Source organism: Rhodococcus sp. KB6 (assembly GCF_001445685.1).
Taxonomy (GTDB): domain Bacteria; phylum Actinomycetota; class Actinomycetes; order Mycobacteriales; family Mycobacteriaceae; genus Rhodococcus_F; species Rhodococcus_F qingshengii.
Map to the genome: position 1 here is coordinate 1 of NZ_LNAK01000005.1, position 25,628 is coordinate 25,628.

Consider the following 25,628-nt stretch of genomic DNA (forward strand, 5'->3'; position numbering starts at 1 on the left):
TGTGTCACAGGGTTGGTCCTTCTTGGTCGAGAACGGCTATTTCGCAATTCCCATTCTCGCGCCGAGGACCAGCCCGTCTACTTCAGTCCCGCGTCAGCAACGTCCGTACCCGCAACATCTAGCGGTCGTTGTAACGCTTACCGTTTTGAGAAGTCCATTCCACTATTCCGTCAATACTCCCGCGGTACCGACTTGGCAACGCATAGCGTCGACGAACTCGTGGCCGTCTCTGCGGTGCTCAACGACCAGCCTTGGAAAAACGCTCGACTGGGGCAACCCGGTAGAGCCTTGAGTAACTGGAAGACTTGTATTCACCAGTGTTGCGACGACCAGCTGAATCTGCCCCTGTCGAATTCGAGACCATTCACAACACCGCGGCATAACAAGGTAACTGTCACTTCTTGGTGCAGCAGTCCCGCACATTCATGTCCACCCCTGGCTTAGATTGATCACTGCACGGCCGGTGTACTCGCCGCACCGTAGGGCGGCGACCACGGTCGGCACCTCGCTGATCGAAATCTCGGTGCTGATGCTGTCCACGTTGCGCGGCTTCAATTCTTGTTCGATCCGCTGCCACAATGCGCGCCGAGCAGAGATCTCCATCTGCACCGAGTCGATGCCCAGTAGACCAACGCCTCTGAGGATGAAGGGCATCACGGTGGTCTGCAGAGAGATTCCGCCGGTCAGCCCGCTGGCGGTGACTACGCCACCGTAGTTGGTGGTGCTGAGAATGTCGGCCAGAGTCGCGCCGCCGACGCAGTCGACGGCCGCTGCCCACCGACTCTTGCCCAGCGGCCGCGGTTTGGCGTCCGGGTCCAAAGGCAGACGGCCGATCACTTCTGCTGCGCCCAGGTCGTGCAAGCGTTGCTCGGCTGCGGGCTTGCCTGACGAGGCGACCACCTCGTAGCCGTTGGTAGCCAGTAAATCGATGCTCACCGATCCGACTCCGCCACTAGCACCGGTGACGACGATCGGACCGGAGTCGGGGGTGACGCCCCAATCGATGATCGCTGCCACACTCATCGCGGCCGTGAACCCTGCAGTACCGATCGCTGCGGCCTCGCGCAGTGTGAGGCCCTGCAGTTTCACGGTCCAGGCCGCTGGTACGACAGCTTCTTGCGCGTAGCCGCCGTCGCGTGCCGTTCCGATCTCGTAGCCATGGGCCATCACATTGTCGCCGACCTGGAATTCGGTCGAGTTCGATTCGGTGACGACACCGGCAAGATCGATGCCGGGCACGATCGGGTAGTTGCGGACCACGCCGCCTCCTGGTGTGAATGCGAGCGCGTCTTTGAAGTTGATGCTGGAGTAGTCGATCCGAATGCGAAGCTCATCAGCACCGAGGTCCTGTCGCTGCAGTTCACGCACCTCAGGCTGGATCTTTTCTCCGTCGAGGACGGCGGTGAGAGCGAGATAAGTGGACATGTGAGTGTTCCTCCTTGAACAAGCGGTTTGTGGTGGCCTTATGAGGGAGGCGAATCAGGGGTTTTCGTCAGTGCACGTATCAGATCGTCGACAACCGAAATGTTCTCGATTGTGGGTGGAATATCAGGTTCGTCGCCGTCGAGGATCTGTCGTAGACAGCTACGCACGATCTTTCCCGAGCGCGTTTTGGGGAGGGCGGCGACGACCTCGACACCGCCCAGCGACGCGATCGGCCCGATCTGGCGACGGACGAGGTCCTGGATCTGCGAACTCAGTTCCACGGTTCGGTCCACATGGTTCATCTCCGGGACGACGATCGCATACGGACGCTGGCCCTTGAGGTAGTCGTGCACACCGACCACCGCGCATTCGGAGACGCCGGGGTGTTCGGCGATGGCCGCCTCGATCTGTCCCGACGACATCCGGTGTCCGGCAACGTTCATGACGTCGTCGGTTCGGCCGAGGATGTACACGTAACCGTCTTCGTCTACTCGTCCACCATCACCGGAGGTGTAGTACCCGGGGTACGCGTTTAGATAGGTTTTCGCCAAACGGTCCTCGTCGCCCCACACTTGGGTCATGAAACCGGGCGGCAGCGGCAGCTGCAAGCACACGGCACCTTCCTGTCCCACCTCGACGGGGTTACGGTCGCGGCCGAGAATGTCTACGACGAAGCCTGGGACAGGTTTGGTGGAGGCACCTGGTTTCGGCCGAAAATAGCTCAGGCCGAGGAAGTTCGACACTACCGGCCAGCCCGTCTCGGTCTGCCACCAGTTGTTGATCACAGGTGCAGCCTGCACCTCGCCGAGCCACCGTTGGGTGTCGGGGTCGAGTCGCTCTCCGGCGAGGAAGATCCCGCGCAGCGTGTGCATGTCTCTTCCGATGAGCAGGTCGGCGTGCGGGTCTTCACGGCGGATTGCCCGCATCGCAGTGGGCGCGGTGAGCAGCACGTTGACTCCGTACCGTTCGATCACGTCCCAGAACACACCGGCGTCCGGTGTACCGACAGGTTTGCCCTCGAACAGGACGGTGGTGGCACCTGTCAGAAGGGGCGCATAGACGATGTAGGAGTGCCCCACCACCCAGCCGATGTCACTGGCGGCGAAAACCACGTCACCGGCCTCGATACCGTAGACGTATCGCATCGACCACTGCATGGCGACGGCGTGGCCGCCGTTGTCGCGCACGATACCCTTCGGCTTTCCCGTCGTGCCGGATGTGTAAAGGATGTACAGCGGATCGGTAGCAGCAACGGGGACGCAACCGGCGGGCTTGGCTGCCGAAAGCAGTTCTGTCCATCCATGTTCGGGCCATTCGACGCGACGCCCGACGGGTGCCTCGATCTCCGGACGGTCCACCACTACGACGTGTCCGGGACGATGTTTCGCCTCATACTTCACGATCCGGGCGACATCGAGTTCGGGAAGTCCGGTGGCAGCCATGCCCACCATCATGCCAACCGCCATCGGCGGCCGACTTTCCTATCCGTGGTGAGTGGGGGCGCGGGTGGCGTCATGGGGTGGTTGCGGGTTGGAGTGTGGCTTCGAGCCTGGCGAGTCGTTCTTCGAGGACACCGGTGATCGCGAGCAGTCCCAGCACGGTGGGTTCGGTGATATCGCTACCGTCTTGCGCGTGTGCGAGCAGCGTTGTGCGCAGGAGTGAACACATGGGGGCGTCGTCGCTGATGGGGAGTTGTTCGAGTTTGGCGGTCAGACGTTCGGCGGGGGAGGTCATGGGTAGCTCCTGCACGTGTGGATCATGCAGGCCGAGTGAAAGGGGCGATTGCCTGCGCGGTGGTAACGGGTGGTGCGCTGGAACCGAGGCGGAAAGCAGCGCACCACAGTGGGTGATGTTACTGCGTCATTGCTGGCCGGTCGATAGTCGGGAGACACTCTCAAGCGTCGCCATCTTCTGTCGGAGCGACTTCTCGTGAAGCTCGGCCTCCACGGGGTCCTGTGCGGACTCCACCGTCAGTCGGTGATGAACACGAACGGGCAGGACCAGCATCTGAATGGGTGTAGTTCACCGCCAGGTTTGCCGGTTTTTGGATTGTCGGCTTTGGTCCGCGCCCTGTTGGGTGCTCTCGGTCAGGTAGACGAGGTTGCCTGCCGGCATCGGCTCAATCTTCACCTGCGTCAGTCGTCCGGCGTCTGCTGTGGCGTTGTCGGCCAGACCGAAGGCCGTCAGCCCCTGTACGGACATGAACTGAGGGGCTGGGCGTGGTACTAATCGGCGACCGAAGACGTTCGTCAAAGATTAGTGCAACGCGTTCCCGTTCTGGAGGCTTGTGAGCGGGTCACCCCACATATCACCTCGCGCACAAGATTCCCGATCGCTAACTTCAAACCCGGTTATCTTCTCGCAGCATTCGCTGCATCCACCTCGTGCACCGGGAAAACTTTCATGTTCAAGAAATCTCGTTTCTTTTCCGTCGCTGTGGCCGTGATTGCCGGCGCCGTCGCATTTCCGCAGCAATATGCCTCCGCCTCCGTTCCTGCCACGTGCATGGTGCCGCTGGTGCTCGCCGTGGACGGTACGAAGGGGCCGCATACGCCCACGAGTATCGACCCGGCGTCGCCGCTCAACGCCATCGCCGGCGACTACCGGGCTCTCGGGTACGTCGTCGAGCATGTGGAGTATCCGGGCGGAATCCTTGCCGGCGTCGCCGGTTGGACACAGAACTACGACGATTCCGTCGCGATCGGCTTGTCGCGGCTTCGGGATCGGATAGCCGCTCAGGAGCATATGTGCAGTTCGTCAACTCGATATGTCCTGCTCGGGTACTCCCAGGGTGCGCGCATCGTCGGGGATCTCGCGGTCGAGATCGACCGCGGCGAGATCGGTACGAAGCTTGCCGCCCGGGTCCAGGTTCGGCTCTACGCCGATCCTCGGCAGCCGAAGACGGGCATCGAGGTCGCCCTCGCAGGACGGAAAGCTCCGAGTGGCGTCACTTTCGCGGGGGAGCGGGCGCCGTTCCGTCTGGTGGAGGTCGAGTGGATCTGCGCTCCGACCGACGGAGTATGTGATGCCCGGGAGCCGCTGGGCGCGACCACTGTCGCTGGCTATCTGATGACGCATACTAGTTACCGTTAGGAACATAATCCCACATTGTAGGAAATTGAACGATCAATCAAAAACTGGAACACGTTACCGCGCAACGCTTTCCGGTTGTCTGTGAATTAAGGTCCCGCGATAGTTAAATATTCACAAACCGGTCAGTCTGTGCTAATTTTCGCTGATCTGTACTCGTATTCCTTATCGAGAGGTTCAACTCGTATGTCCACCACTGCTCGCCACGCCCCGGACCGAACAACTACCGCGCCATCCTGCCATTGGACGACAACGAAATCGCCGAGGCCACCGACGCCGCCATCACACCAGCGACCCGCCTCGCCGTCGCCCTGGCCGCCATTCACGCTGCCCGCACCAAGGACATCGGCCAGTTGCTACTCGACGACATCGACCTCGGTGACCGTCGGCTGACTATCGCCGGCCGATCTCGACCCTTGGACGACCTCACCTACCGAGCGCTGACGGACTGGCTGAGCTACCGACGCGCCCACTGGCCCAACACAGCCAACCCCCACCTGTTGGTCAACCGCGTGACCGCCGTGCGCACGTGCCCGGTCGGCAGAGTGTGGATCACCCAGGCATTCTGGGGGACTACCGCCACCCTCGATCGACTGCACGTCGATCGTCAACTCGAAGAATCACTCACGCACGGCCCGGACCCACTGCACCTCGCCGCGGTGTTCGGCTTCAGCCCAGGCACCGCGATCCGCTATGCAGCCGCGGCCCGGCACCTCCTCGAGAGCCCTGCAGAACACCACGATCTCCACAGTTGACCGCGAACCCACGCACTATCATCGGTTCCCGAGCCCGACCTGTCCTCGAGCTCGCGCCGAAATTCCTTCAGTTTGACTGAACTCCAGGCTTTCGAATTGTGCCGTACCGATGCCGCCGACGGAGAGCGAAGTCGTCGATGCCAAGCACCGTCACCACACCGGCTGGAGGGTCGGGCAACGCTCGGACCAGCCTCAACAAGGTAGAGCGTCCGACGGAAACTCCCAGCGTGGACGCCAACCTCGATCCGGCTCGTCCGGCCAGCGCAGGCGCGATCTTCTCGAGGATTTCGCGCAGCAGCGGAGTGGTTCGTGCGTAAGCCTTGGTCAGTCCGTCGATCTGCTCGACAAATGTGCGTCGGTCACAGCCGGTGTTCGAGCACAGAAACCGACGCACCTGCAAGACAACGTAACTTGATCGGTCAGCTATAGCGGTATCGGCGAGCGTGCGCTCGTAGCGACTGTGGACCCGCTTCGACGAAGCGGCGCACGTCGGACAGCTCGCCGAAGTCGACAACGGCGACGCCCGAATACGGACTCCACCGGCGGTCACATCTACCGAATCGATTTCGACACCCGCCAGATGCGGAAGGAGGGCACGCAGATCACAACAGTTCTCAGAACACCAGAACGATCATCTCTCGCCGATTTCTACTCCTGCCGGAACGACACGCGGCGCGAGGCAGGCCATCACGGAAAGTGGGCCAGAACCAATTCCAACCCGTCGTTGACACGATGGGCTGGACGCGAACAAGCTACACGACCTAGTGATGTAGAGCCCAATGAATCAGTCATCGCAGAAGGCAGTTTCGCTCAAGATCGACGTAGATCACCTGTGTCTGCGGGGACCGACACAGGTGATCGGCAAGTCCGTAAGCCGCCAAGAAGACCGCCGAATCTTGACTGGTCAGGGGCATTACGTCGACGATATCAGGGTGCCCGGTGCGCTCTACGCACGATTCGTCCGTAGTCCGATTGCGCATGGCCGTCTGCTGTCGGTCGACACGCAAGCTGCTAAGTCTTCCCCTGGTGTGCATGGCGTCTTCACCGGCACCGACCTGAATCTGAGAAAGATCGTGCCTCCACTGACCACCCCGGGCGTGGTACGTCTGGGCCGACCGATTCTTCCGACCGATGCCGTCCGATTCTCAGGTGAGGCGTACGCAGTCGTCGTGGCGGAAAGCCAATACGAAGCCGAAGACGCTGCGCAAGCAGCTGCCGCGGCTTTGACGCAAAGAATTTGACGCAAAGAACGAGACCATCTCATCGTGGAGTAGGAGCGCCAGCGCCAATCGCGGCGCCTCTCGGCCCAATGGCCGATCAGTTGCCGGCGCGGTATCCGGAACGTCTGGGCCGCTACCGCTCTCGGGCGGCACCTGCCATGGCGGTGGCCGTACCTGGGTGTGGCGGGCCCTCGGCGACCCGGCCGCCGCCAACTTCTCGTCCCTCAAGTCGGGACCGCTACTCAAACACGAGGTGCTTTGGGAGACGGGAGCCGGCCTGGCAACCTCGATAGATCCTGCTCGTTTGTGGTTCTCATACTGAGCTCGCCGGCGGCTGGGCGGTCATTCTCCGGTGATACCGACCCAGCCTCAAGCGAATTCAGTTGCTACTCACCTGTGAAGGAACCCGGACGCTTCTCCAAGAACGCACGGATGGCCTCCTGGTGGTCGGCGGTGTGATGGGACAGCGCTTGCATAGCAGCGGACAACTCGAGCAAACTATCGAGACTCAGATGCTGGGATTCACGCAAAAGCTTTTTTGCCATCCGCACCGAGTTCGGCGGATTGACCGCCACGCGCTCGGCCAGCCCGCGCGCCTCGTCGAGCAGCTGCTCCGGGGCGACGACCCGGGAGACCAGCCCCCATTCCAGTGCAGTCGCCGCGTCGACGCGGTCCCCGGTCAACGTCATCTCGGCAGCGCGGGCCGCACCGATCGCGCGTGGCAGCAACCACGCTCCACCGTCCCCAGGAATAATGCCCAGCTTGACGAAGCTTTCTGCGAAGAAGGCCGTGTCGGAGGCGATCCGCATGTCACACATGAGCGCGAGATCGCAGCCGGCGCCCACTGCGGGGCCATTCACCGCCGCAATCAGGGGGACGTCGCAGTTGTACATCGCCCGAGGTATACGTTGAATTCCTTTCCGATAGCCCTCGCGCTGCTGGTGAGGCTTGCCTCCGAATAGCCCGCGGCCTTCCGCCATGTCCTTCACGTTACCGCCGGCCGAGAACGCGGAACCTGCGCCCGTCACGATGACTGCTCTGGTCTCATGGCTGGCATTGACAGCGGCCACGCACGCTACGAGTGCATCGATCACGTCCTCACCGGAGATCGGGTTGCGTTCTTCGGGCAGATTGATTGTCCAGGTCTCGATAACACCGTCGCGCTGGACGAGAACGGGATCATCCATGAAAGTTGCTCCTTGTGTGAAGGTCAATCAGTCACGATGACTGACTTATTAGTTGTCGGTCCCGACTTCGGCTGCCGTCCGCAGACCTTCAGTATCCATACGGCCGAGATCTCGGAATCAAGGACGGCAACGCCGACTGCGCCGTTTCCGCAACATTGATGGCTTCGACGAGTTTCGCGCGTACCCGACACATCCCGACCACGTGAGTTTTGCCGAGGAGTTCGTCTCGGCGATGGCTGAGACCTACTCATCGGTTCAGCTCGAATTCTCCACCTAGATCCAGGCCACAGTGGCAGCCCGCCGAGTTTGTTGTGGTGCCCTCCGCTCAGCAGGTGAGCGGAGGGCACCACATCCAGTTGATCGGGGGCGGCCGACGTTCAGTGAGAACCGAGGGTGGGTTCCGGCCTCTCGCGCGACCGAGGTGGCCGAACGAGAAGTCGGAGTCGCTCGCCGAACGTCGGTCAGGCCGGCTTCGAGGCTCGTTCGGTCAGAGTCTCACCGCCGATGGCCCAATCGTCCTTCGACACTTCTTCGATCGTCACCCAGACGCTTGCCGGTTTCGCTCCTGTCGCTTCCACGTATGCGGCGGTCAGCTTTTTCAATAGTTCACGCTTCGCTTCGGCGGATTGGCCGGGGGTCTGCGTCACATGCAACAGCGGCATAGCGTGCTCCTTGAGGGTTTCTGTTGGGAAAGGCACTCGACAAACAACTTCGCTAATCGAGATCAATTGATCGGCGGGAACCGTGCCACGGCTAAGGGTAACAGCCTTGAGCGTCGATTAAAAATGTTGGGGTGCAATCAATTTGGTGTGTCGTGTCACTTTAGCTTGGAGTCAAGTAAGTGTCAGATAGCCATTCTTTATTGTGGATAAGATCATCTGTGGAATAACCGCGTTGATGATGCGTCGCTAGTGCGTACCTGGAAGGCGAGCCTTCCGGGGCCTTCAGAGTTGATGGGCGAAAGCGCTCGGTACGAACATGCGTAGTTTGAGCAATTATGAAGCGCCATTACGAGATTGGCGTGAATCTCTGATCGAACTCGATCGCGACTGGTTGCCGCTGTCACGTGGTGGCCTCGACCGCGCCGCCGCACTGCGCGACGATGCCGAGGGCGCTGCGGGAGGGGTGGGCAGCCGCTGGTGTCGCGGATGGACAACGGACCGGAGTTCGTATCCGCTGTGCTGCAACAGTTCTGCCGGGATCGGATCGGTATCTCTTAGATCTCGCCAGGGACACCGTGGAACAACGGACACATCGAATCCTTATGCAACCGACTGCGGAAGGAATGCCTCAACCGCAATCACTGGACGAGTCTACTCGAAGCGACGGTCGTGATCGGAGACTTCAAGGACGACCGCAACAGTCGGCACCGACACTCATCGCTGGGCTACCTCACCCCGGCCGTGTGCGCTGCCCAATGCACCCACACCCACCAACCCGTGGGTTGCGAGATTGACTGAACTCACGCAACCGGACTCTAGAACACGGTGGTCCGACTATCGGGGACCTGCCATCGGTACTCCGTCTTCGGAACGCTCCCGAATGACGGAATTCACGGGTGTTGCTGCGCACCGGCGCTAGGACCACTAGGGCGGCGATCATGTCAGTGAAGCCCACCGGCCCTGCAAGCTCGCCGGTGGGGCCCGCATTGGGGAACAGTGTCAGGCGGTGCTCCCCTCGTCGAGTGATCGGCCCCGTTATTCCGGCAATGCCCCGGAGTCGCGTAGACACGCAACCTCGTTCTCGGAAAGTCCGAGCTCGGCGAGAACAGTGTTGGTGTCGGCGCCGCGGTGGCGAGGGCCGAATCGCACTGAACCGGGGGAGTCGGACAGCTTTACTGGTACGCCGACACCTCGGTACCCGTCGCATTCGATCACCATCTTTCGGTGCCGCACCTGCGGAAGGTTGAGTGCCTCTCCGACGTTGTTTACTGCCCCCGAGGGAACGCCGGCCAGTCGAAGTGCGGCGGCCAGGGCCTCGCGTTGCCAACCGCCGATGAGTCCGCCGAGGATCTTGCGCAGCTGTACTGTGTTCGCCATACGATCGGTATTCGTGGTGAACCGTGGGTCCTCGGCGAGCTCGGGCGCGTCCAACGCGGTGGCGAGCGACCGGAACTGTCGGTCGTTGCCGGCACCAATGAAGAACGGTCCGTCACTGCAGATGAACGTCTCGTAAGGGCAGATGGTGGGATGGGCGACGCCGGTGCGTTCCGGCGCGACGCCGGTAGCGAACCATTTGCCGGCGTGTGGGTGCAGGATCGACACCGCGTTGTCGAGGAGCGCGAGGTCGACAAGCTGCCCGCGTCCGGTCTCGCGCCGGACGTGCAGCGCCATGAGGATGCCGTTCATCGCATTGAGGCCGGTGATGATATCCACCAGCGGGATCCCGATTCGCATCGCCTCGCCGTCAGCTTCGCCGTTGATACTCATCAGCCCGGACAGTGCCTGAAGCACTGCGTCGTACCCCGGCGCGCCACCAAGCGGCCCGTCGGTACCGTACCCGGTGATCCGGCAGTGTACGAGACGCGGAAACTCCGCGGCGAGTACGTCGTCTCCCAGGCCCCACCTCTCGAGCGTCCCGGCCTTGAAATTCTCGATCACGACGTCGGCCTCGGCGAGCATTCGGCGCAGAAGTTGCTGTCCTTCTTCGATTCGTAGGTCGACGCTGATGTTGCGCTTGTTGCGGTTGAGCCCGTCGAAGTACGTGCTGTGGTCTTCTCTGACGAACGGCGGGCCCCAACCGCGGGTTTCGTCGCCGGCTGGTGGCTCTACTTTCGTTACGTCCGCACCGTGGTCAGCGAGCATCTGCCCGCACAGTGGTCCGGCGAGCACCCGAGACAGGTCGACGACGCGAATGTCTGTGAGCGCGCCAGTCCGCGGAGGCAGCGCGGCTGAATTGGAAGAGGCGTCCCAGACGTCGGCCGAAAGGGCGTTGACTGTCGAGTCGGTCATGGCTGCTCATTCTGGTGGGTATTGAAGGGTCGGGCCGGCCGAGGGGGAAGGTAAATCATGGAGCCTTTAGGCATACAATTGAACAGGGAGTGGGGTCGGAAGGCTCCGAGGCGACTAGACATAGATGGACCTGTATTCAAGATAGTAATCCAGCGCCTCAGGGCCGAATTCTCGCCCAATTCCGCTGTGCTTCACGCCACCAAAGGGGGAGCCGATGTCCATCGAATAATAATTGATCCCCATTGTGCCAGACCTGATACGTGACGCGATATCCAGGCCATGCTCGTGATCCTCAGTAAATACGACCCCGCCCAAACCGAAGGCGGTGTCATTTGCTATACGAACGGCCTCATCCTCGGACCTATACGGGATAACGGAGATGACAGGACCGAATATCTCCTCCTGTGCCAGTCGACTGTTATTGTCCACGCTTCCAAAAATAGTAGGCGAAACAAACCACCCTCGCGTTAGGCCATCAGGCGGCTCGGCGCCGCCACGGACAAGCTGAAATCCCTCAGACTCCCCAAGCCGGATATAGTTTCTAACTCGCTCTCGGTGCTGATCGCTCACCATCGGGCCCAAAGTGACCGCGTCGTCAAGCGGGTCCCCCATCACCAGATCATCCACATAGGCAGCCAGGACATCTAGAACTTCCCGGGAACGACCATGGGGAACCAAGATACGGGAGTTTGTGGTGCACGTCTGCCCCCCGTTCTTAAATATGGCGTCGTCGAGGCTCCTAGCGAAGACATCCAGATCCGCATCAGGGAGCACGACGGCCGCCGACTTGCCGCCGAGCTCAAGCGATACCCTCTTAAGGGACCGGCCTGCCACCTCGCCTATCGCCTGCCCTGCAGCCGTTGAACCGGTAAATGCAATCTTGTCCACACCCGGATGGGCCACAAGGGCCTCGCCCGCGCGAACGCCACCAGCAACAATGTTGAGGACTCCAGGCGGCAGACCTGCATCTTCGGCTGCTTCCCCGAGCACATAGGCGTCAAGTGCAGTTTCGGGGGCAGGTTTCAAAACGACAGTGCACCCAGCGGCGAGAGCAGGAGCGATCTTGGCCATAGCCAGCAACTGAGGATAGTTCCACGCAACGATTGCACCAACAACACCGACTGGCTCTTGCCGCACAATGGTGTGCCCCTTCTTGCTGGGACGGCGAGTCTCAAAAGTCCGTGCCTCGGCGAGCTCAGCCATTGAACGCAGTATCGCTACCGGGGCCGCAGCGTTACTGATAATCGATAAAGACTTAATCATGCCATTCTGCTGACTGACCAAGCTCGCGGTGGATTCTCCTCGGCGCTCGAGGCTATCGGCGAACCGCCGCATAGCCTCGGCCCGTTCGTGCGGGGTGGAACGCCCCCAGGGGCCTTTGTCGAGTGCTGCCCGCGCGGCCAAAACAGCTTCGTCAATCTCCGAAGGACCACCCATTGCGGCAACGCCCAGCGGCCGCTCGGTTGCTGCTTCTGCAATAGTGAATAATTCTGGGTCGACAGCCTCTCGCCACTGTCCGTTAATATAAAACTTTCTGCGGTCGGCGCCACCGGCTGGGGGCATAATGTCACCTCTCCAAAATGGTCATATACCTTGTCTGCCAAGGTTTCTTGCGAAGAACAATTGCGGTCAATACGCTGCCGCAGCCAAACGAGGGGCAAAGCGTTGGAGCGTCTACAGTTGAAGCGAACGACTAGATGACTACTCGGCACCATAGCGATCGGTCCGTCTCGGGCCCGATCGAACTCCGTACGGACGACCCACATCTAGGAAGTCAGGCCCGCCAGGCTACTGTGCGACGCCACGTCGATTCACCTGCGCGGTGCGGACGGTGCCTTGTGACTTACCTTCACCGAACTGCTCAAGCGTGGTCGCATTGCAAAACATGTACAGCACATCCAGGTCCGATCCGCCAAACGTGCACGCAACAGCCCAGGCGTCAGGCACGAGAACGGAATCGGTGATCTCGCCGCCCTCCACAACGCGGTAGAAGCCGCTCTCCGGACCGTTGGTCAGGCCATTGCCGAACCAGACGCCGCCCTCGGTGTCTAGTGCAATCCCGTCAGGGTGCATGCTCTCATCGAGTTGCGCCCACACTCGGAAATTAGTCAAAGAACCATCGACGTTTACGTCAAAAGCATCGATCCGGTGACCGAAAGTCTCCGCGAGGAGCAAAGTTCGACCGTCCGCACTAAGAGCAGCTCCGTTCGGGAATATCACATCGCCTTCAACTTTGCTTACATTTCCCTCGGGTGTCACGTGGGCCAAAGTTGTTGCCTTCGGATCCTCAGCCCCAAGGTCAAAGCCAAAGTTACCAATGTAGGCATGTCCGGACGGCGATACCAGCATGTCGTTTGCCATTCCGCGGGCGATATGCGCGATATCGGCATACTCGCTGACGGATCCGTCGGACGAGATTCGCACAACCTCTTTCTTCGTCGGATCCAAGAGGACCACTAAGACCGATCCATCCTGCAGGAAACCAAGCCCGGACGGTGACTCTTCGAACGTCGCGAATGCAGTGTGGCTGCCGTCCTCTTCGAAAAGAAGAACGTGCTTGCCAAAAAAGTCGCTAGCCCATAGTCGACCATCGTGCCAGCGTGGCGCTTCGAGGTAGCCATGCCCACTTGATATTGTCTGCAGTGAATGGTTCTTCATTGCCTGTCCTTTCGGTGGTAGATATGGCGATTGCAGCTTCGAGTTAAACGCATCCTAGGCGCTAGTCAGGCCTCAAATTGCACCACGGTGTATTTCGCCGCGAACTCGGAGAGCAGCTCCTTTGCGCGAATATGAGCAGGATGCACGTCGTACTCGGCGTAGCCTGTTGGATCATGAAACGTAGCGGAAATCCCGTAGTCGCTACTCACGTCGCGCGAACTGACGTCTCTTCCATGCGCATAGGCATGTAGCAGCTCTGCACATTCGACAGACAGCTGATTAAGCGCTTCTGAAAACGCCGACATATTCGATTCGTCGATTGACTGCGTCCAGGTGATTGCTACCAGGTGATGGAAAGTCATGACACGGTTAGCCCGTCAGTGTAGCCGGACTCCTTCTCGGCCTGCCAGAATCCCATGTACGTCGGGTACCCATTCAGGTACTGCAGCATTTGCATTTTCTTGCCCGGAATATTGCCCCCGTTGTACCAAGACTTCGTTCCATGGAATATCGCCTTGGCATCGGTCTCGTTGATGTGCTTAGTCCAGGCCTTGTCCGCGTCAACCGTCGATTCGAAACGGGTGAGTCCGTTCGACCGAAGGTATTCAAAAAGCTCGATCATGACCTCGCCTTGACGCTCGGCGTTCGTGGACCCGTTCCCAAAGGCAGCAGGACTCTGGGGGCCGTAGACGAAAATGGCGTTCGGGAAACCGGCTGTGACTGCTCCGAGGTACGCGTCTACGCCCTGGCTCCATTTGTCACGTAGAGTGACGCCATTCGCGTTTCGTACGTCGATCGAGGTTAGTGCGCCGGTGTTGTTGTCGAATCCTGTAGCGAGAACGATAATGTCAAACTCGCCGTGCTCGGCTCCGTCGGCTGTGCGGATCCCAGTTTCGGTGAATCCGACGATCGGGGTCTCTTTGCTGGAGACAAGCGAGACGTTCGTCTGATTCATGACCTCATAATAGTTTTGGTGAAGGGCCGGCCGCTTGGCTCCGAATGGATGAGGGGCGACTTCTGGAGCCAGCAGCTCTGATTTGAGGGGGTCTTTGATCTGGGGCTTGATCTTGTTCTTCCAGAATTCATATGCCAGCGCATTTGTCTTCTCATTGAATAGATAGTCCGAGAAATTTCCCAGCCAGAATGCGAATCCGCCTTGATTCCACAGGCGCTCAAATACAGCATTGCGCTCTGCTTCAGGGGTTTCGACGCCGCTCCGGGGGTCAAAGTCGTAGTCGATCGCCGCGTGTGTTTCACGAGATTTCGCGGCGACGTCGGGCATTGTCTTCTTGATCGCAGCCTGTTCCTCGTCGTCGAAGTACTTCTGCTGCATGGGCAACGAAAGGTTAGGAGTGCGCTGGAAGACTGTGAGGTGGTCGACTACTGGGCCTGCTTCCTGCACAACCTGAACAGCGCTTGCGCCAGTTCCGATAATCGCGACGCGTTTCCCCGCCATATCCAGGTCGGATCGCCATCGTGCAGTGTGAACGAGTTCTCCTTGGTACGCATCCATATCTGGGATGGACGGTATGTAGGGCTCTGTAGTCGATCCTGTTGCGAACACCACGAACCTCGCCCGAAAAGCGGCCCCGTCCTGCGCTTCGAGCGTCCACATCCGCTGCTCTTCGTCGAACGTGGCGCTCACAACTTTAGTGTTGAAGCGACTGTCCTTGCTCAGGTCCAGTTTGGAGTCAACATAATTGAAGTAGCTGCGCATCTCCTCATGATCGGGGAACCTTTGTGAGAAGTCCCAATCCTGCCAGAGGTATTCGTCGGTGAACTGATACACCTGTGCGTGACTGTCGACCCTTGCTCCCGGGTAGCGATTGAGGCTCCAAGCCCCGCCGAAGCCGCCACTAGCTTCAAGGAGGATCACAGAGAACCCTCGGTCTCGAAGATGGCGCAGTTGATAGATGCCACCGAAACCACCACCGACAACGATGACGTCATAGGTAGGTGTTTCGGCAGACTGTTCCAGGTCGTTCTTTGGAGCGTGGGTTGTGGTCATCGATTTGGACCTTTCGAATGCTGAGTTGGGGAGGGTTGCCGTTCGCTGTAGCCCTCTGATTGCTGTAGCCCTCTGATTGCTGTAGCCCTCTGATTAGAGGGCCGAAGGTGCGGGAGGGGCGAGACCTGGAACGTGTGTGGCTGCGACCAAGGTCTTCTTTGGTGTGTGGTGTACACCATAGATAGGAGGCTCGAATTACGCAACTAAAAATAAAAATTCATAATTACGAAATTTTTGACTTCAATTTGCGTTTTGCTGCGTGACGGCGCGGCATGAAGGGGCTGTGGCTGGAGCGGCGAGCATGATGGTCAGGTACGCCTCGATCGTCTCGCAGGTGGAAGGCCGGCGGGTCTTCAGTGCGCATGTGGCGAGGCAGCAGAACTGGTCGACTTCCCGAGGGTTGTGATTCGCATTCGCGACTGCCTTTCGGGACATCGCGGCCGGCTCGAGTGATGCATCTGTGTGGCGACCTTGACGAATTGTTACGTTCATAGTGGTTCTGCCCGGTCGTCTACGTACGGTTGATCTAGGCGTTCGCGATCGGGCCGGTCGCGTTGGGTGCGCTGCTACTTTCAGTGCCACCACCCCGCGGTTACGCACGTCAGGGCCTGGTCCATCGAGTCGACTCCGCGGTGTTGCCTTCGGCGATAGTGTTACCACGCGACCGAAGTGGCCTTCCGGTTCCTTGGCCTGGAGAGTTGGGAGGCGACGATAAACGACAGCCCTGCTGGTGGGCGTTGATCGCGTTTCCGCGGGGAGCTGCCGGTCACGACGAGTTTGCTGCTCCGCTCGATTAGTTGATTAGTCGGGCGCACACCAGCGACTCTGAAGGTCTTCTCATCGATCTGATCGAACCCCCAGCGGCTAGTGCATCCCGGTCAGATCGGCCCACGGGTGCTCGCTGGAGTTGCCGGCGCGCCCGAATCCCGTACGCGCGGACCTGCGACTCCAACCCCAGTTCGAGTCGCATCTGATCATCGTCGATCCTGCCCTTGCCGCCGCGGTCAATATCGAGATCGCCCTCGGTATGAACGAACCCACTCGGTGTGAAGGGCAAAGAAACTGCTGCGGGAGTCCCAGCGCTAGAGTCACTGCTCTCAAGCTGTCGGCCGCTCTGTGGGCACTCGCGCATCACGCCGAGGCCGACCGTGAGGCGCTGGCGGCGTTCGCGGGCAAGTATCAGGGGCATTGACACGAGGGATCGTGGTCGCCCTCCATGGTGTGAGAAGCTTCGCGCACCGGAATTCGCACGTAGTCGCGCCCCTAGCGGGTCAGCGAAAGCCCCACTCCTCGGCGTGCTGGAGGCAGATCCTAGCGAGCTCGTCGCGCCGCTCTACAATCTTCTCGCGAACGCCAACCACACCGAGTGTGGCTATGGTTCGGCCGCGTTCCCGGAGCGCTACCGACACGCCGTCACCACGTTCGACAGCCACGCCCGGGGCGGCACACACGCCGGTGGCCCGTAGCGCCTCCAAGGAGTAGAGGAACTGCTCGATGTAGTCGGCGTCGGCCGCCGGGCGGGAGTTGAGGTATGCCCAGATGTCACGCTGCTCGCGGTCAGCCAATAGCAGCCACCCCGCGGACGTGCGCAGCAGGGAGCGCCGCAATCGGTTCTCCGCTAGGTACGCGTACTCCGGGTCGGAGGAGACGTGGTCGACGTAGAACAGGTCGTCGCCCACCGAGGTGGACAGCGCGATGGTCAGTCCAGCCTCGGCGTGCACTTGCTGAAGCTGTTCGTGACTTATCGACGTGACCGGGGGGCGTCCCGCGATGACGTTGAGCAGGTAGGGCGCTGTACCGAGGGTGTAGATACGGTCGCGTTCGTCGAGGTAGCCGACGGCGACGAGACCGTTGAGCAGCCCATGCACCGAACTCACCGGGGCGTTGAGAGCCTTTGCCACGGCCGTGAGGGTGAGACCGGCACCGGAGCGTGCGACGAGTTCGAGGATTGCTGCGACCCGGTCGATCATGCGATGGTGGGGACGCTCGGGAACTTGCTCGAAAGGTATGGCTCCGGCGGGCGGATGAGTGTCCGTCATTGCGACAGCGTAGCAACGACATCCCCACGCGCAGATTTCGTATATAAGTAATGAAATTCACTATTGTGTATCTATGGCATTTCTGGGAGACTTTCCAATTGATGAGGGGCATCCTCCGCGGCAGCGCGACCCGCGGTCTGGACTGCCCCTTGATTTGACTGTGCGCACTCCCTGAACAGCGGCACAGTCGACCCGATCGTCCGGGCGCCGCCCGGGCAGGACTCATCAGGAGGCTCCATGAGTTCGACTCTCGCGCCACCGACCACGGTGGCGACCGATGAGATGAACGCCCTGCGTGCCGAGGTGCGCGCGTTTCTCGCCGAGGAGGTTGCCGCCGGGCGTCTCGTACCCTGGGTCGACACCTGGCTCACCCGCTGGGACGAGGACTTCACCCGACGCCTCGCCGAACGCGGCTGGGTCGGGATGACGATCCCCACGGAGTTCGGTGGCCGTGGTCGAACCCACCTCGAGCGTTTCGTCGTCACTGAGGAACTGCTCTCCGTGGGCGCCCCCGTCGCCGCGCAGTGGGTTGCCGACCGACAGATCGCCCCCTCCCTGCTTCGCTACGGTACCGAGGAGCAGAAGCACCAGTATCTACCCCGCATCGCCGCCGGCGAGTGCTGTTTCGGTATCGGCATGTCCGAACCGGACTCCGGCTCCGACCTGGCCAGTGTCCGCACCAAGGGCGTTCAGGTCGACGGCGGCTGGCGGATCACCGGGACCAAGGTGTGGACCTCCGGGGCCCAACACGCGGAGGCGTTCATCGCCCTGTGCCGCACCGAACCGCTCGACATCTCGTACCGTCACGCGGGTCTGAGTCAGTTCATCGTCGACCTGCGCAGCGAGGGCGTCACCGTCCGGCCGATCGTCTCCCTCTCAGGGGACCATCACTTCAACGAGGTCGTCCTCGAGGACGTTTTTGTGGCGGACTCAATGGTCTTCGGCGCCCTCGGCAACGGGTGGGAACAGGTCAACTCCGAGCTCGCCTTCGAGCGTAGCGGCCCTGAACGGTTCCTCTCCTCGTTCCGCCTGTTCGCAGCGGAGATCGGTGCGATCTCCACAGGAGCCTTACCCGAGCGCAGCGACCTCGGCCGGACCGTGGCCCGGATGGCCGCACTGCACAACCTCAGCCAGAACATCGCCGGCGCGCTGCAGCGAGGTGAACCCGCCGACATCCCGGCAGCCCTCGTCAAGCTGCTCGGCACCGCCACCGAGGGTGACATCGTCGACGCCGTCTCCACCCGGTTCGGCGACGAGCTGGCGCCAGGTTTTGTCGGCACAAACGGCACCGCCGCGGTCGCCGAGATCCACGGCCTGCTGCGCGCGGGCCTCCACCAGCGCCCGGGCTTCACGCTCCGCGGCGGCACCAACGAGATTCTGCGCGGCGTCATCGCGCGGGGACTGGGGATGCGCTGATGACCACCACCACCACGACCGTCGACCTCTCAGTCGACGAGGACCTGCAGGCGATGCTCTCCGACGTCGTCTCCGGTTTCTCCGGCCCGGACGTCAGGCCCGACGCCGGCGCCGTGTGGTCGACACTGCGGGAGGTCGGCGTCGCCAGGCTCACCGCGCCCGAGGACGGCGGTGGCAGCGGAGCCGGCTGGGCCGAGGCCGCCGCGCTCCTGCGCACCGCGGCTGCCGCCGGGGTGGCCGTCCCGTACGCCGAGACTGACCTGCTGGCCGGGCCGCTCCGGCGCGCCGCCGGGATCGACGACTCGTCCGACTCCACCGCGACCGTCGCGCTGCTCGATTCCTCCGGGACCGCACATGGTGTCCAGTGGGCCGGTGCCACCTCCACTGTAGTGTGCGTGCGCCCCGCCGGCGATACGCACGAGCTCGCGGACGTGCCCACCGACCGGTTGACGATCACTTCCCTTGAGGGCATCTCGGTAGTGCCGGCCGGCTCTGTCATCGTCGGTGAGGGCATCTCCTGGTCACCTGTCCCCACGGCGGCCGTCGAGGCGTACGTCCTGCGCGGCGCGCTCGCCCGTGCAGTGCAGTGTGTCGGGGCAATGGACGGCATGCTCGCCTCGGCGATTGAGCACACCACTGCCCGCAGCCAGTTCGGTCGCGCCCTGGCAAAGTTCCAGTCCGTGCAGAACCTCGTCGTCGACATCGCCGCCGAGTCCGTGCTGGCCCGCGCTGCCGTGGACGCCGCGCTCGCCGACGCCCTCGGCGGCGAGCTGTCCCAGTTTCGCGTTGCGGTCGCGCGCAGCGTCGTTTCGCAGGCTCTGGCCGTGGCGGTGCGCAACGTCCATCAGGTGCACGGCGCGATCGGGACCACCCACGAGCACACCCTGCACCGGGTCACCCTTCCCGCCCTGCAGTGGCGTGGCGAGTTCGGGTCACCGGCGTTCTGGGAGGGGGTCCTCTCCCGCGTGGCCATCGTCGGCGGCATGGACGGCGTTTGGCCGATGGTCGTCGATGGCGCCTGCGTCGAGGGTGCCGCGAGCCGGTACCTCGAAGCCGTGATCGCAAGGTCCGTGTGATGCATACGGAACCGCCACGATCTCCTCCGCGGTCGAGCCTTCACCTCCCTGCTTGAGGTCGAATGCAGAAGCCGACCACAGTCGACAGTCCTACACAGCAACAGCGTTGGCACCAACACATGCGTTCCCGTGCATACCCCCAACCGGCGAGCATCTCGGAGGGGCGCGATGGACCAGGTGCGGTGGAAGCCTGTGCTGAACGCGTTTGCGAGCGAGTTCGTTGGCCGGGATCGGAGACTCACTGATGGAAACCAGCCGAATCATGAGCCTCATTTTTTTTGCCGGGCGCACGTAAAGCTTTGCCCACGGCGCTCGCACTTTGACACATTCGAGTCGGACTAGTGCTAGTGCGGTGCCTGGAAGCGGAGTCCTCCGGCGCCTTCAGAGTTGATGCGGAAAAGCACGCGGTATGAACATAAATTGTCTGAGCAATTCTGAAGCGCCATTACGATATTGGGAGTGAATCCATGATCGATCCCCATCGCGCCTGGCCGCCGCTTTCACGTGGTGGTCTCGACCGCGCCGCTGCACTGCGCGACGACACGGAGGCACTGCGGGAGGGGTGGCCGACGGCGCGACTTCTGCGAGTCAACGGGCTCGGGCAAGTTCGTCTCATGGAGAAGCATGTGCTGCTGGAACCGGCTTCCGACCGTTACTTCGAGCCTCCGGAGCACGCGGTGCTGCTCGGTGTCTTCGACGGGGACCACGAATGGGCGGTGCGGGGCGACGAAGGTTTCAATGATCGCTTACTTCCAAGCCGATGTAATGGCTCGCTTGGATCAAGAGGTGCTGTCGAGTTCGGCGACCTCCGTTCCCATGGTGCACTCCTCGATACCACCGACGCCGAAAGATGTGCCGTAGCTCTGGCACTGCTGAACTGGCACGACGACGCGGGCTTCTGTTCGCGCGATGGACATCCGACAACGATGGCATCGGCCGGATGGGTGCGGGTATGCACGAAATGCGGCCGTGAGGAGTATCCACGCACCGATCCTGCAGTAATTTGCCTGGTGCACGATGGCGCCGACCGAGTACTGCTTGCGCGCCAATCGATGTGGCCAACCCGGAGGTTTTCCATCCTGGCCGGATTCGTCGAGGCCGGGGAGTCACTGGAGAGTTGCGTGGCGCGGGAAGTCGCCGAAGAGGTCGGTCTCACGGTCTCCGATGTGCAGTACTTCGGGAGTCAGCCATGGCCATTCCCTCGATCGGCAATGCTCGGCTTCCACGCCGTGGCCGATCCGATGCAAAAGCTCGTCTTCGTGGACGGTGAGATCGCCGAAGCGATCTGGCTTACCCGTGCGGAGGTGCGTGCACTCCTGGCTGTGGGGGACTGGACGAGCCGTGCAGAGACTCAGCTGTTATTGCCCGGGGCCGTCTCGATTGCACGAAGCATGCTCGAGGCCTGGGCTGCGGACGAGCCTGGATAGTGCAAACATTTGGATGGTGATCCGAGGGCGACAGGCGGGTTAGTTCCACCAGTGATGGAGGTTGTTGAAGTTGGGCCTCCCAAGAGGAAGATTCCCACCTCACGGGGTGAGCTCGAACGCCGAGAAACATAACGCATAGTGTTGCCCTACGTCGAAGAAATCAGGGCAACTTCACCGCCATCTGTCGCTGCTGCGGCATCAGTTGAACAAGCGGCCGAGGCCTCTTCAGTGTCCCGCCGATCACTGCTGTATGGACGAAAATGTGACCCATCTGAATCGAACTGCTCTCTCCGGCAACGAAACCCGGCGTGGGCAATGGTCGTCGGGTGACTAATCCAACTGCGCATGGTCAAGCGCAAAATGGCAGTTACGGGACCGCGCGAGACCATAGCCGCCGTCAAAGCCTAAGCCGGCCACAAGGTAGTCGGAGAAACGCCGCATGGCCCGTATCCATGTTCGAGGAAGCTTGGTCGGATCGAGCATTTTCGTGCGAGCATCCATGCACGGGCTTCGTGGTGCCTGGGCGCATCTCCGCCACGCTCAGGGGATGTCTGCGAACAGGAAAAGAAGGTGCACCGGCTTCATTCCGTATACGGGCAGGCGTCAGTTCGACGGGGCTGCTGAAGTTTGGTTTGATTCCCAACTTCTGAGGATTGAACTGCTCTTCGGCGTAATGAGACCTATGCCCAGGCCCAATCTCGCGGAGTTCTGCCGCGACGCGGTCACGGTCCCTTGCAAGAACGAAGCCCCGCTTTTCCAGATCGCGAAAGACTTCTGGCAGGTCACCGAGGCGGGAACCTCGATCGGGGTGCCGGTCACGGCCAGGTTGCGTACCAGCTAATACAGGGTACATCAGCTTATTGGCAAGTTGGCCTGCGAGAGATACGCCGCGACTCGGCGCAGTTCTTCGTTTTCCTGTTCTCGAGTAGGCCAATCGACGTTTCATCGAACGGATCTCGGAGGATGCGTCGTCAGTTGCGCAGGGCGGATGTCGTCCTCGTCGTGAGCTTTGTTGAGTCAACTGCGCAGTGCGACTTCACTACCGCCGCCAGCGCAACACTGCTGATGAGTTCATTCAGATTCTCGCGAGGGTATGGGATTCGTGAGTCTTCCGGGGTAGTTGTTGGACTGGTCGATCATTGCACGATGCGGCAGGATCTTGCCCCGATTTGAGTTAGTGGTGATTGACATATGGTTTGGATGCGTTCTACGCTACAAGAGAATCACGGCGGCTTCCGTTCATAGATAGATGAGTCTCAATGGACGTTTGAAGCCCCATCCTCGATGTGCCTAGGCACCACACAGACAGGACGGTCATGACATGGCTCAGTTTGAGTTCATCGACTGGCAGGAGAACGGCACGACCGCGACTGTGTGGTTGAACCGACCTCCGGCGAACGCGGTAAACCAGGCGATGTACGTCGAGATGAAGGAGTTCTTCGACAACGTCGACGTGCACCTGCCGGACGCGCGGGTCCTGATCCTCGCCGGCCGGGGCAAGCACTTTTGCGGTGGCAATGACCTGGAGGAGTTCAAGACGCTGGATCCGGAGAACTCGCCAGGACGGATGAAGCAGGTGCGTGAGGCGTTCTTCGCCATCTATGACAGCACCAAGCCGGTCATCGCCGCGGTTCAGGGCGCTGCGGTCGGTACCGGGCTGGCCATCGCTGCTTCCTGTGATCTGGTGGTGGCCGCCGAGAGTGCCCGGTTCGCGTTGCCGGAGGTGAAGGTGGGTGTGATGGGTGGAGCCAAGCACCTGTCCCGGATGGTGCCTCAAGGCGTGGTCCGGCTGATGCACCTGAGTGGTGATCTGATTCCAGCGGAAAAGCTCCTCCACTATGGGGGGATCGTGGATGTCGTTCCCGACGATGAGCTGTATGCGAGGGCGCAGTCGTTGGCCGAGTCGCTGGCGCGGCACAGCCCGGCCGCTTTGCGGATCGCCAAGCAGAGCCTGAACGCCATCGAGTACACGGACCTGAAGAGCGGCTACGAGTTCGAGCAGTCCTTGACCGGTGAGCTGTCGGGCTACGAGGACTCCAAGGAGGCGCTCAGCGCGTTCTTGGAGCGCCGCACGCCCGTGTACACGGGGCGGTGAACGTCGTGTCGACGGTGGAACTGGAGGGCTATCGTGCCCTGGCGCGGGAATGGCTGGCCGCGGCCGACGTTCCGCATGTGCCGCTGGACCTGGATGAGCGCTTCGCTGTGCTACGCGAGTGGCAGCACACGTTGTTCGACGCCGGTTGGATCGGTATCAGCTGGAGTCGGGAGGCAGGTGGACAGGGCCTGACGCCGATGCATCAACTGGTGTTCGCCGAGGAGTTGGCGCGGGCACGGGCGCCGATGCCGATCGGCCTGATCGGGCTCGATGTGGTCGGTCCGTCCATCGACCATCACGGTCAGTCGTGGCAGCGTGAAGAGCTGTTGCCCGAACTGTTGTCCGGCGAGCACATCTGGTGTCAGGGATTCTCCGAACCGAATGCAGGCTCCGACCTCGCCTCGTTGCGGACCCGTGCGGTGATCGATGGCAAGGACTTCGTGATCTCGGGCCAGAAGGTGTGGACGAGTTGGGCGCACAAGTCGCAGTGGTGCGCGTTGTTGGTGCGCACCGATCCGGGCGCTCACAAGAACGCCGGTATCAGCTATGTCTTGGTGGACATGAGCTCACCGGGGATCACTGCGCGTCCGCTGGAGCAGATGACCGGTGATCGCGAGTTCTGCGAGGTGTTCTTCGACGAGGTGCGGGTACCGCGCCGAAACCTGGTCGGTGAGTTGAACCAGGGCTGGACGGTGGCCACGCACACGCTGGGCATAGAGCGGGCCGCCTACACGGTGCGCCGGCGCGTCGACTACGAGGTCGCGTTCGAGGATGCCGTGGCCGCCTTGCGGGAATCTGACCTGCCGGGGCCGGAGACTGCCCTCGGGCGGCGTGTTCGCGTGGCGCTCGGACGGGCGCAGATCGCGTTGCGAGTCTTGGGCGCCCAGACCCGCCAGACTGTCAAGCGTTTGGACGCAGGCGAGGTCCCGACTCCCGAGGACTCCGTGGACAAGTTGCTCCTCAACGGCATCGAGCAGACCGTGTTCGGCTCGATCGCCGAGCTGCTTGGCCCGTCGCGGGCGCTGTCGGGATCGACGCCTCTCGGCCTGGAGGCCGACCGGTGGGTGCATGACCACCTCTACTCACGGTCAGCCTCGATCTATGGGGGCACGTCGCAGGTCCAGCGCAACATCATCTCCGAGCGACTTCTAGGACTTCCCCGTGGCTGACAACGACACCATCGCCTACCTGGCGGCAACCGTCGACGACTTCCTGCGGTCCGTGTACGACGCTGATACTCGCCGGCGCATCCTTTCGTCGCCCGACGAGCGTTCGAGCCTGGTTCCCGCTCTGGCTGAACTCGGCACGTTTGCCGTGGTCTGGGGGGAGGAGCATGGTGGGCTCGGGCTTCCACTCTCGGCATTAGGTCCTCTCTTCATCCAGTATGGCCGTCACCTTCTCGCCGGCCCGATGCTGGAGAACTCGCTCTTGCCCGGCACCGTGTACGACCACGCCTCTGCAGAGGGCCGCAAGCTCTTGGCGGACACTGTGGAGAACGGGTCGGTGCTGGCGTTCCTCGATCCTGCCGTGACCGACCATTGGTCGGGACGACTCGGCTCGGTTACGAGCGTGGACGGCAAGCTGCACGGGACGTTCGAGGCGGTTCGCTTCGGTAGTGAGGCGTTGGCCCTTCTTGTCGTCGCCGACCGGGACGGCAACCCTGTGCTGCACCTGATCGAGCCGACGACCCCGGGAGTGCGGATCGAGGCTGTCGGCAGCGCTGACCCGGCTGTAAACTTCAGCCGGGTCACGCTCGACGGGGCCCAGGGGGCTCCGGTGGGCGATGCGGCGACAGCGCCGGAAGTTCTGGCGCGAGTCCGGCGGTGGAGCCGGGTGCTCATCGCTTGTGAGCTGAGCGGAATTGCCACCAGCTGCGTCGAGTTGGCGGTCGAGTACGCGAAACAGCGGGAGCAGTTCGGAAGGGTCATCGGCTCCTTCCAGGCGATCAAGCACATGCTGGCGGACATGCACACCGAGGCTGTCTCCCTGCACAACTTCTGTGAGGCCGTCGCCGGCGAGTTGGACGAACTACCCCACGCCGAGGCTGAACTCAGCGCCGCGGCATTGAAGGCCCATGCCGCCACTGTCGCCGTCTCTGTCTGCGAAGGCGCGATCCAGGTGCATGGGGGTATCGGCTTCACCGCGGAGGCCGACATCCACTGGTACTACAAGCGTGCGCTCGCGTTGCGGGCTTGGTACGGCGACAGTACGGAACTCGAGGAAGAAGTCGGAGCGCTCGTGCTGGACAAGGCGACGGCACGGACGGTCGAAAGGGTCTGAA

The 25,628-nt window shown here is 61.6% G+C and carries 24 protein-coding genes and 1 pseudogene; 12 read left to right on the forward strand and 13 right to left on the reverse strand.

The features are described 5' to 3' along the window. Positions 1 to 423: 423 nt before the first annotated feature. From ASU23_RS00430 to ASU23_RS00445, 4 genes are all read right to left on the reverse strand, one after another. Positions 424 to 1,425 carry an acryloyl-CoA reductase gene (locus ASU23_RS00430; RefSeq protein ID WP_058036903.1) on the reverse strand — a complete coding sequence of 334 codons (1,002 nt, stop codon included), beginning with the start codon at positions 1,423 to 1,425 and terminating at the stop codon, positions 424 to 426. Between the two features lie 38 nt (positions 1,426 to 1,463). Beyond that, complete coding sequence (locus tag ASU23_RS00435; RefSeq protein ID WP_253741103.1) at positions 1,464 to 2,867, reverse strand: AMP-binding protein; 1,404 nt, start codon at positions 2,865 to 2,867, stop codon at positions 1,464 to 1,466. Between the two features lie 70 nt (positions 2,868 to 2,937). Beyond that, positions 2,938 to 3,159, reverse strand: coding sequence for a hypothetical protein (locus ASU23_RS00440; protein WP_058036904.1), 222 nt, complete (start codon positions 3,157 to 3,159; stop codon positions 2,938 to 2,940). Between the two features lie 288 nt (positions 3,160 to 3,447). After that, the gene (locus tag ASU23_RS00445; protein WP_058036905.1) at positions 3,448 to 3,627 is read right to left on the reverse strand and encodes a hypothetical protein; all 180 of its coding nucleotides are present in this window, start codon (positions 3,625 to 3,627) and stop codon (positions 3,448 to 3,450) included. Between the two features lie 201 nt (positions 3,628 to 3,828). Here ASU23_RS00445 and ASU23_RS00450 point away from each other — a divergent pair, with 201 nt between their 5' ends. After that, positions 3,829 to 4,518, forward strand: coding sequence for a PE-PPE domain-containing protein (locus ASU23_RS00450; protein WP_058036906.1), 690 nt, complete (start codon positions 3,829 to 3,831; stop codon positions 4,516 to 4,518). Between the two features lie 239 nt (positions 4,519 to 4,757). Continuing rightward, positions 4,758 to 5,270 (forward strand): hypothetical protein, encoded by a 513-nt coding sequence (locus ASU23_RS00455; protein WP_058036907.1) that lies wholly within the window; start codon positions 4,758 to 4,760, stop codon positions 5,268 to 5,270. 67 nt (positions 5,271 to 5,337) lie between these two features. On the opposite strand, the gene ASU23_RS34590 is transcribed toward ASU23_RS00455, so the two are convergent. Beyond that, on the reverse strand, positions 5,338 to 5,820 hold the full coding sequence (locus ASU23_RS34590) for a transposase family protein (protein WP_269614655.1): 483 nt from the start codon (positions 5,818 to 5,820) through the stop codon (positions 5,338 to 5,340). A 229-nt stretch (positions 5,821 to 6,049) separates the two neighbouring features. Here ASU23_RS34590 and ASU23_RS00465 point away from each other — a divergent pair, with 229 nt between their 5' ends. Continuing rightward, on the forward strand, positions 6,050 to 6,511 hold the full coding sequence (locus ASU23_RS00465; RefSeq protein ID WP_058036908.1) for a hypothetical protein: 462 nt from the start codon (positions 6,050 to 6,052) through the stop codon (positions 6,509 to 6,511). A 365-nt stretch (positions 6,512 to 6,876) separates the two neighbouring features. On the opposite strand, the gene ASU23_RS00470 is transcribed toward ASU23_RS00465, so the two are convergent. Together ASU23_RS00470 and ASU23_RS00475 are read right to left on the reverse strand one after the other, a co-directional pair. Beyond that, on the reverse strand, positions 6,877 to 7,677 hold the full coding sequence (locus tag ASU23_RS00470) for a crotonase/enoyl-CoA hydratase family protein (RefSeq protein ID WP_058036909.1): 801 nt from the start codon (positions 7,675 to 7,677) through the stop codon (positions 6,877 to 6,879). Between the two features lie 461 nt (positions 7,678 to 8,138). Further along, positions 8,139 to 8,339, reverse strand: a complete 201-nt coding sequence (locus tag ASU23_RS00475; protein WP_054828455.1) for a 4-oxalocrotonate tautomerase family protein — start codon at positions 8,337 to 8,339, stop codon at positions 8,139 to 8,141. Between the two features lie 612 nt (positions 8,340 to 8,951). On the opposite strand from ASU23_RS00475, the pseudogene ASU23_RS35195 reads away from it, so the two are divergent. Beyond that, positions 8,952 to 9,017, forward strand: a pseudogene (locus tag ASU23_RS35195) (hypothetical protein); the annotation flags it as partial. Between the two features lie 357 nt (positions 9,018 to 9,374). Here the strand turns inward: ASU23_RS35195 and ASU23_RS00480 are convergent. The 5 genes from ASU23_RS00480 to ASU23_RS00500 form a co-directional block, all read right to left on the reverse strand. Beyond that, positions 9,375 to 10,628, reverse strand: coding sequence for a CaiB/BaiF CoA-transferase family protein (locus tag ASU23_RS00480; RefSeq protein WP_058036910.1), 1,254 nt, complete (start codon positions 10,626 to 10,628; stop codon positions 9,375 to 9,377). Positions 10,629 to 10,742: 114 nt separating this feature from the next. After that, a complete protein-coding gene (locus tag ASU23_RS00485; RefSeq protein WP_058036911.1) occupies positions 10,743 to 12,191 on the reverse strand; it encodes an aldehyde dehydrogenase in 1,449 nt (482 codons plus the stop codon). Positions 12,192 to 12,416: 225 nt separating this feature from the next. Beyond that, positions 12,417 to 13,286 carry an SMP-30/gluconolactonase/LRE family protein gene (locus tag ASU23_RS00490; RefSeq protein WP_058036912.1) on the reverse strand — a complete coding sequence of 290 codons (870 nt, stop codon included), beginning with the start codon at positions 13,284 to 13,286 and terminating at the stop codon, positions 12,417 to 12,419. Positions 13,287 to 13,351: 65 nt separating this feature from the next. Then, positions 13,352 to 13,648, reverse strand: coding sequence for a Dabb family protein (locus ASU23_RS00495; RefSeq protein WP_058036913.1), 297 nt, complete (start codon positions 13,646 to 13,648; stop codon positions 13,352 to 13,354). Continuing rightward, a complete protein-coding gene (locus ASU23_RS00500; RefSeq protein ID WP_058036914.1) occupies positions 13,645 to 15,294 on the reverse strand; it encodes an NAD(P)/FAD-dependent oxidoreductase in 1,650 nt (549 codons plus the stop codon). Before ASU23_RS00500 ends, ASU23_RS00495 begins: the two co-directional genes overlap by 4 nt. Before the next feature lie 907 nt (positions 15,295 to 16,201). On the opposite strand from ASU23_RS00500, the gene ASU23_RS00505 reads away from it, so the two are divergent. Continuing rightward, entirely contained in the window at positions 16,202 to 16,486 is a 285-nt protein-coding gene (locus ASU23_RS00505; protein WP_058036915.1) for a hypothetical protein, read from the forward strand. A gap of 79 nt (positions 16,487 to 16,565) precedes the next feature. Here ASU23_RS00505 and ASU23_RS00510 read toward each other — a convergent pair whose 3' ends face one another. Further along, positions 16,566 to 17,333 carry an IclR family transcriptional regulator gene (locus tag ASU23_RS00510; protein WP_058036916.1) on the reverse strand — a complete coding sequence of 256 codons (768 nt, stop codon included), beginning with the start codon at positions 17,331 to 17,333 and terminating at the stop codon, positions 16,566 to 16,568. A gap of 237 nt (positions 17,334 to 17,570) precedes the next feature. Between ASU23_RS00510 and ASU23_RS00515 the strand changes: the two genes are divergently transcribed. The 7 genes from ASU23_RS00515 (at position 17,571) to ASU23_RS00550 (ending at position 25,627) form a co-directional block, all read left to right on the forward strand. After that, entirely contained in the window at positions 17,571 to 18,749 is a 1,179-nt protein-coding gene (locus ASU23_RS00515) for an acyl-CoA dehydrogenase family protein (protein WP_058036917.1), read from the forward strand. Further along, complete coding sequence (locus ASU23_RS00520; RefSeq protein ID WP_058036918.1) at positions 18,749 to 19,825, forward strand: acyl-CoA dehydrogenase family protein; 1,077 nt, start codon at positions 18,749 to 18,751, stop codon at positions 19,823 to 19,825. The genes ASU23_RS00515 and ASU23_RS00520 overlap by 1 nt, the downstream gene beginning before the upstream one ends. Before the next feature lie 467 nt (positions 19,826 to 20,292). Further along, entirely contained in the window at positions 20,293 to 21,252 is a 960-nt protein-coding gene (gene nudC, locus ASU23_RS00525; RefSeq protein ID WP_054828529.1) for an NAD(+) diphosphatase, read from the forward strand. A gap of 682 nt (positions 21,253 to 21,934) precedes the next feature. Next, positions 21,935 to 22,093, forward strand: coding sequence for a hypothetical protein (locus ASU23_RS33710; RefSeq protein WP_156423038.1), 159 nt, complete (start codon positions 21,935 to 21,937; stop codon positions 22,091 to 22,093). Positions 22,094 to 22,573: 480 nt separating this feature from the next. After that, the gene (locus ASU23_RS00540) at positions 22,574 to 23,347 is read left to right on the forward strand and encodes an enoyl-CoA hydratase-related protein (protein WP_058036920.1); all 774 of its coding nucleotides are present in this window, start codon (positions 22,574 to 22,576) and stop codon (positions 23,345 to 23,347) included. 5 nt (positions 23,348 to 23,352) lie between these two features. Then, the gene (locus tag ASU23_RS00545; protein ID WP_253741105.1) at positions 23,353 to 24,516 is read left to right on the forward strand and encodes an acyl-CoA dehydrogenase family protein; all 1,164 of its coding nucleotides are present in this window, start codon (positions 23,353 to 23,355) and stop codon (positions 24,514 to 24,516) included. Continuing rightward, entirely contained in the window at positions 24,509 to 25,627 is a 1,119-nt protein-coding gene (locus ASU23_RS00550; protein WP_058036922.1) for an acyl-CoA dehydrogenase family protein, read from the forward strand. Before ASU23_RS00545 ends, ASU23_RS00550 begins: the two co-directional genes overlap by 8 nt. Position 25,628: the final 1 nt, after the last annotated feature.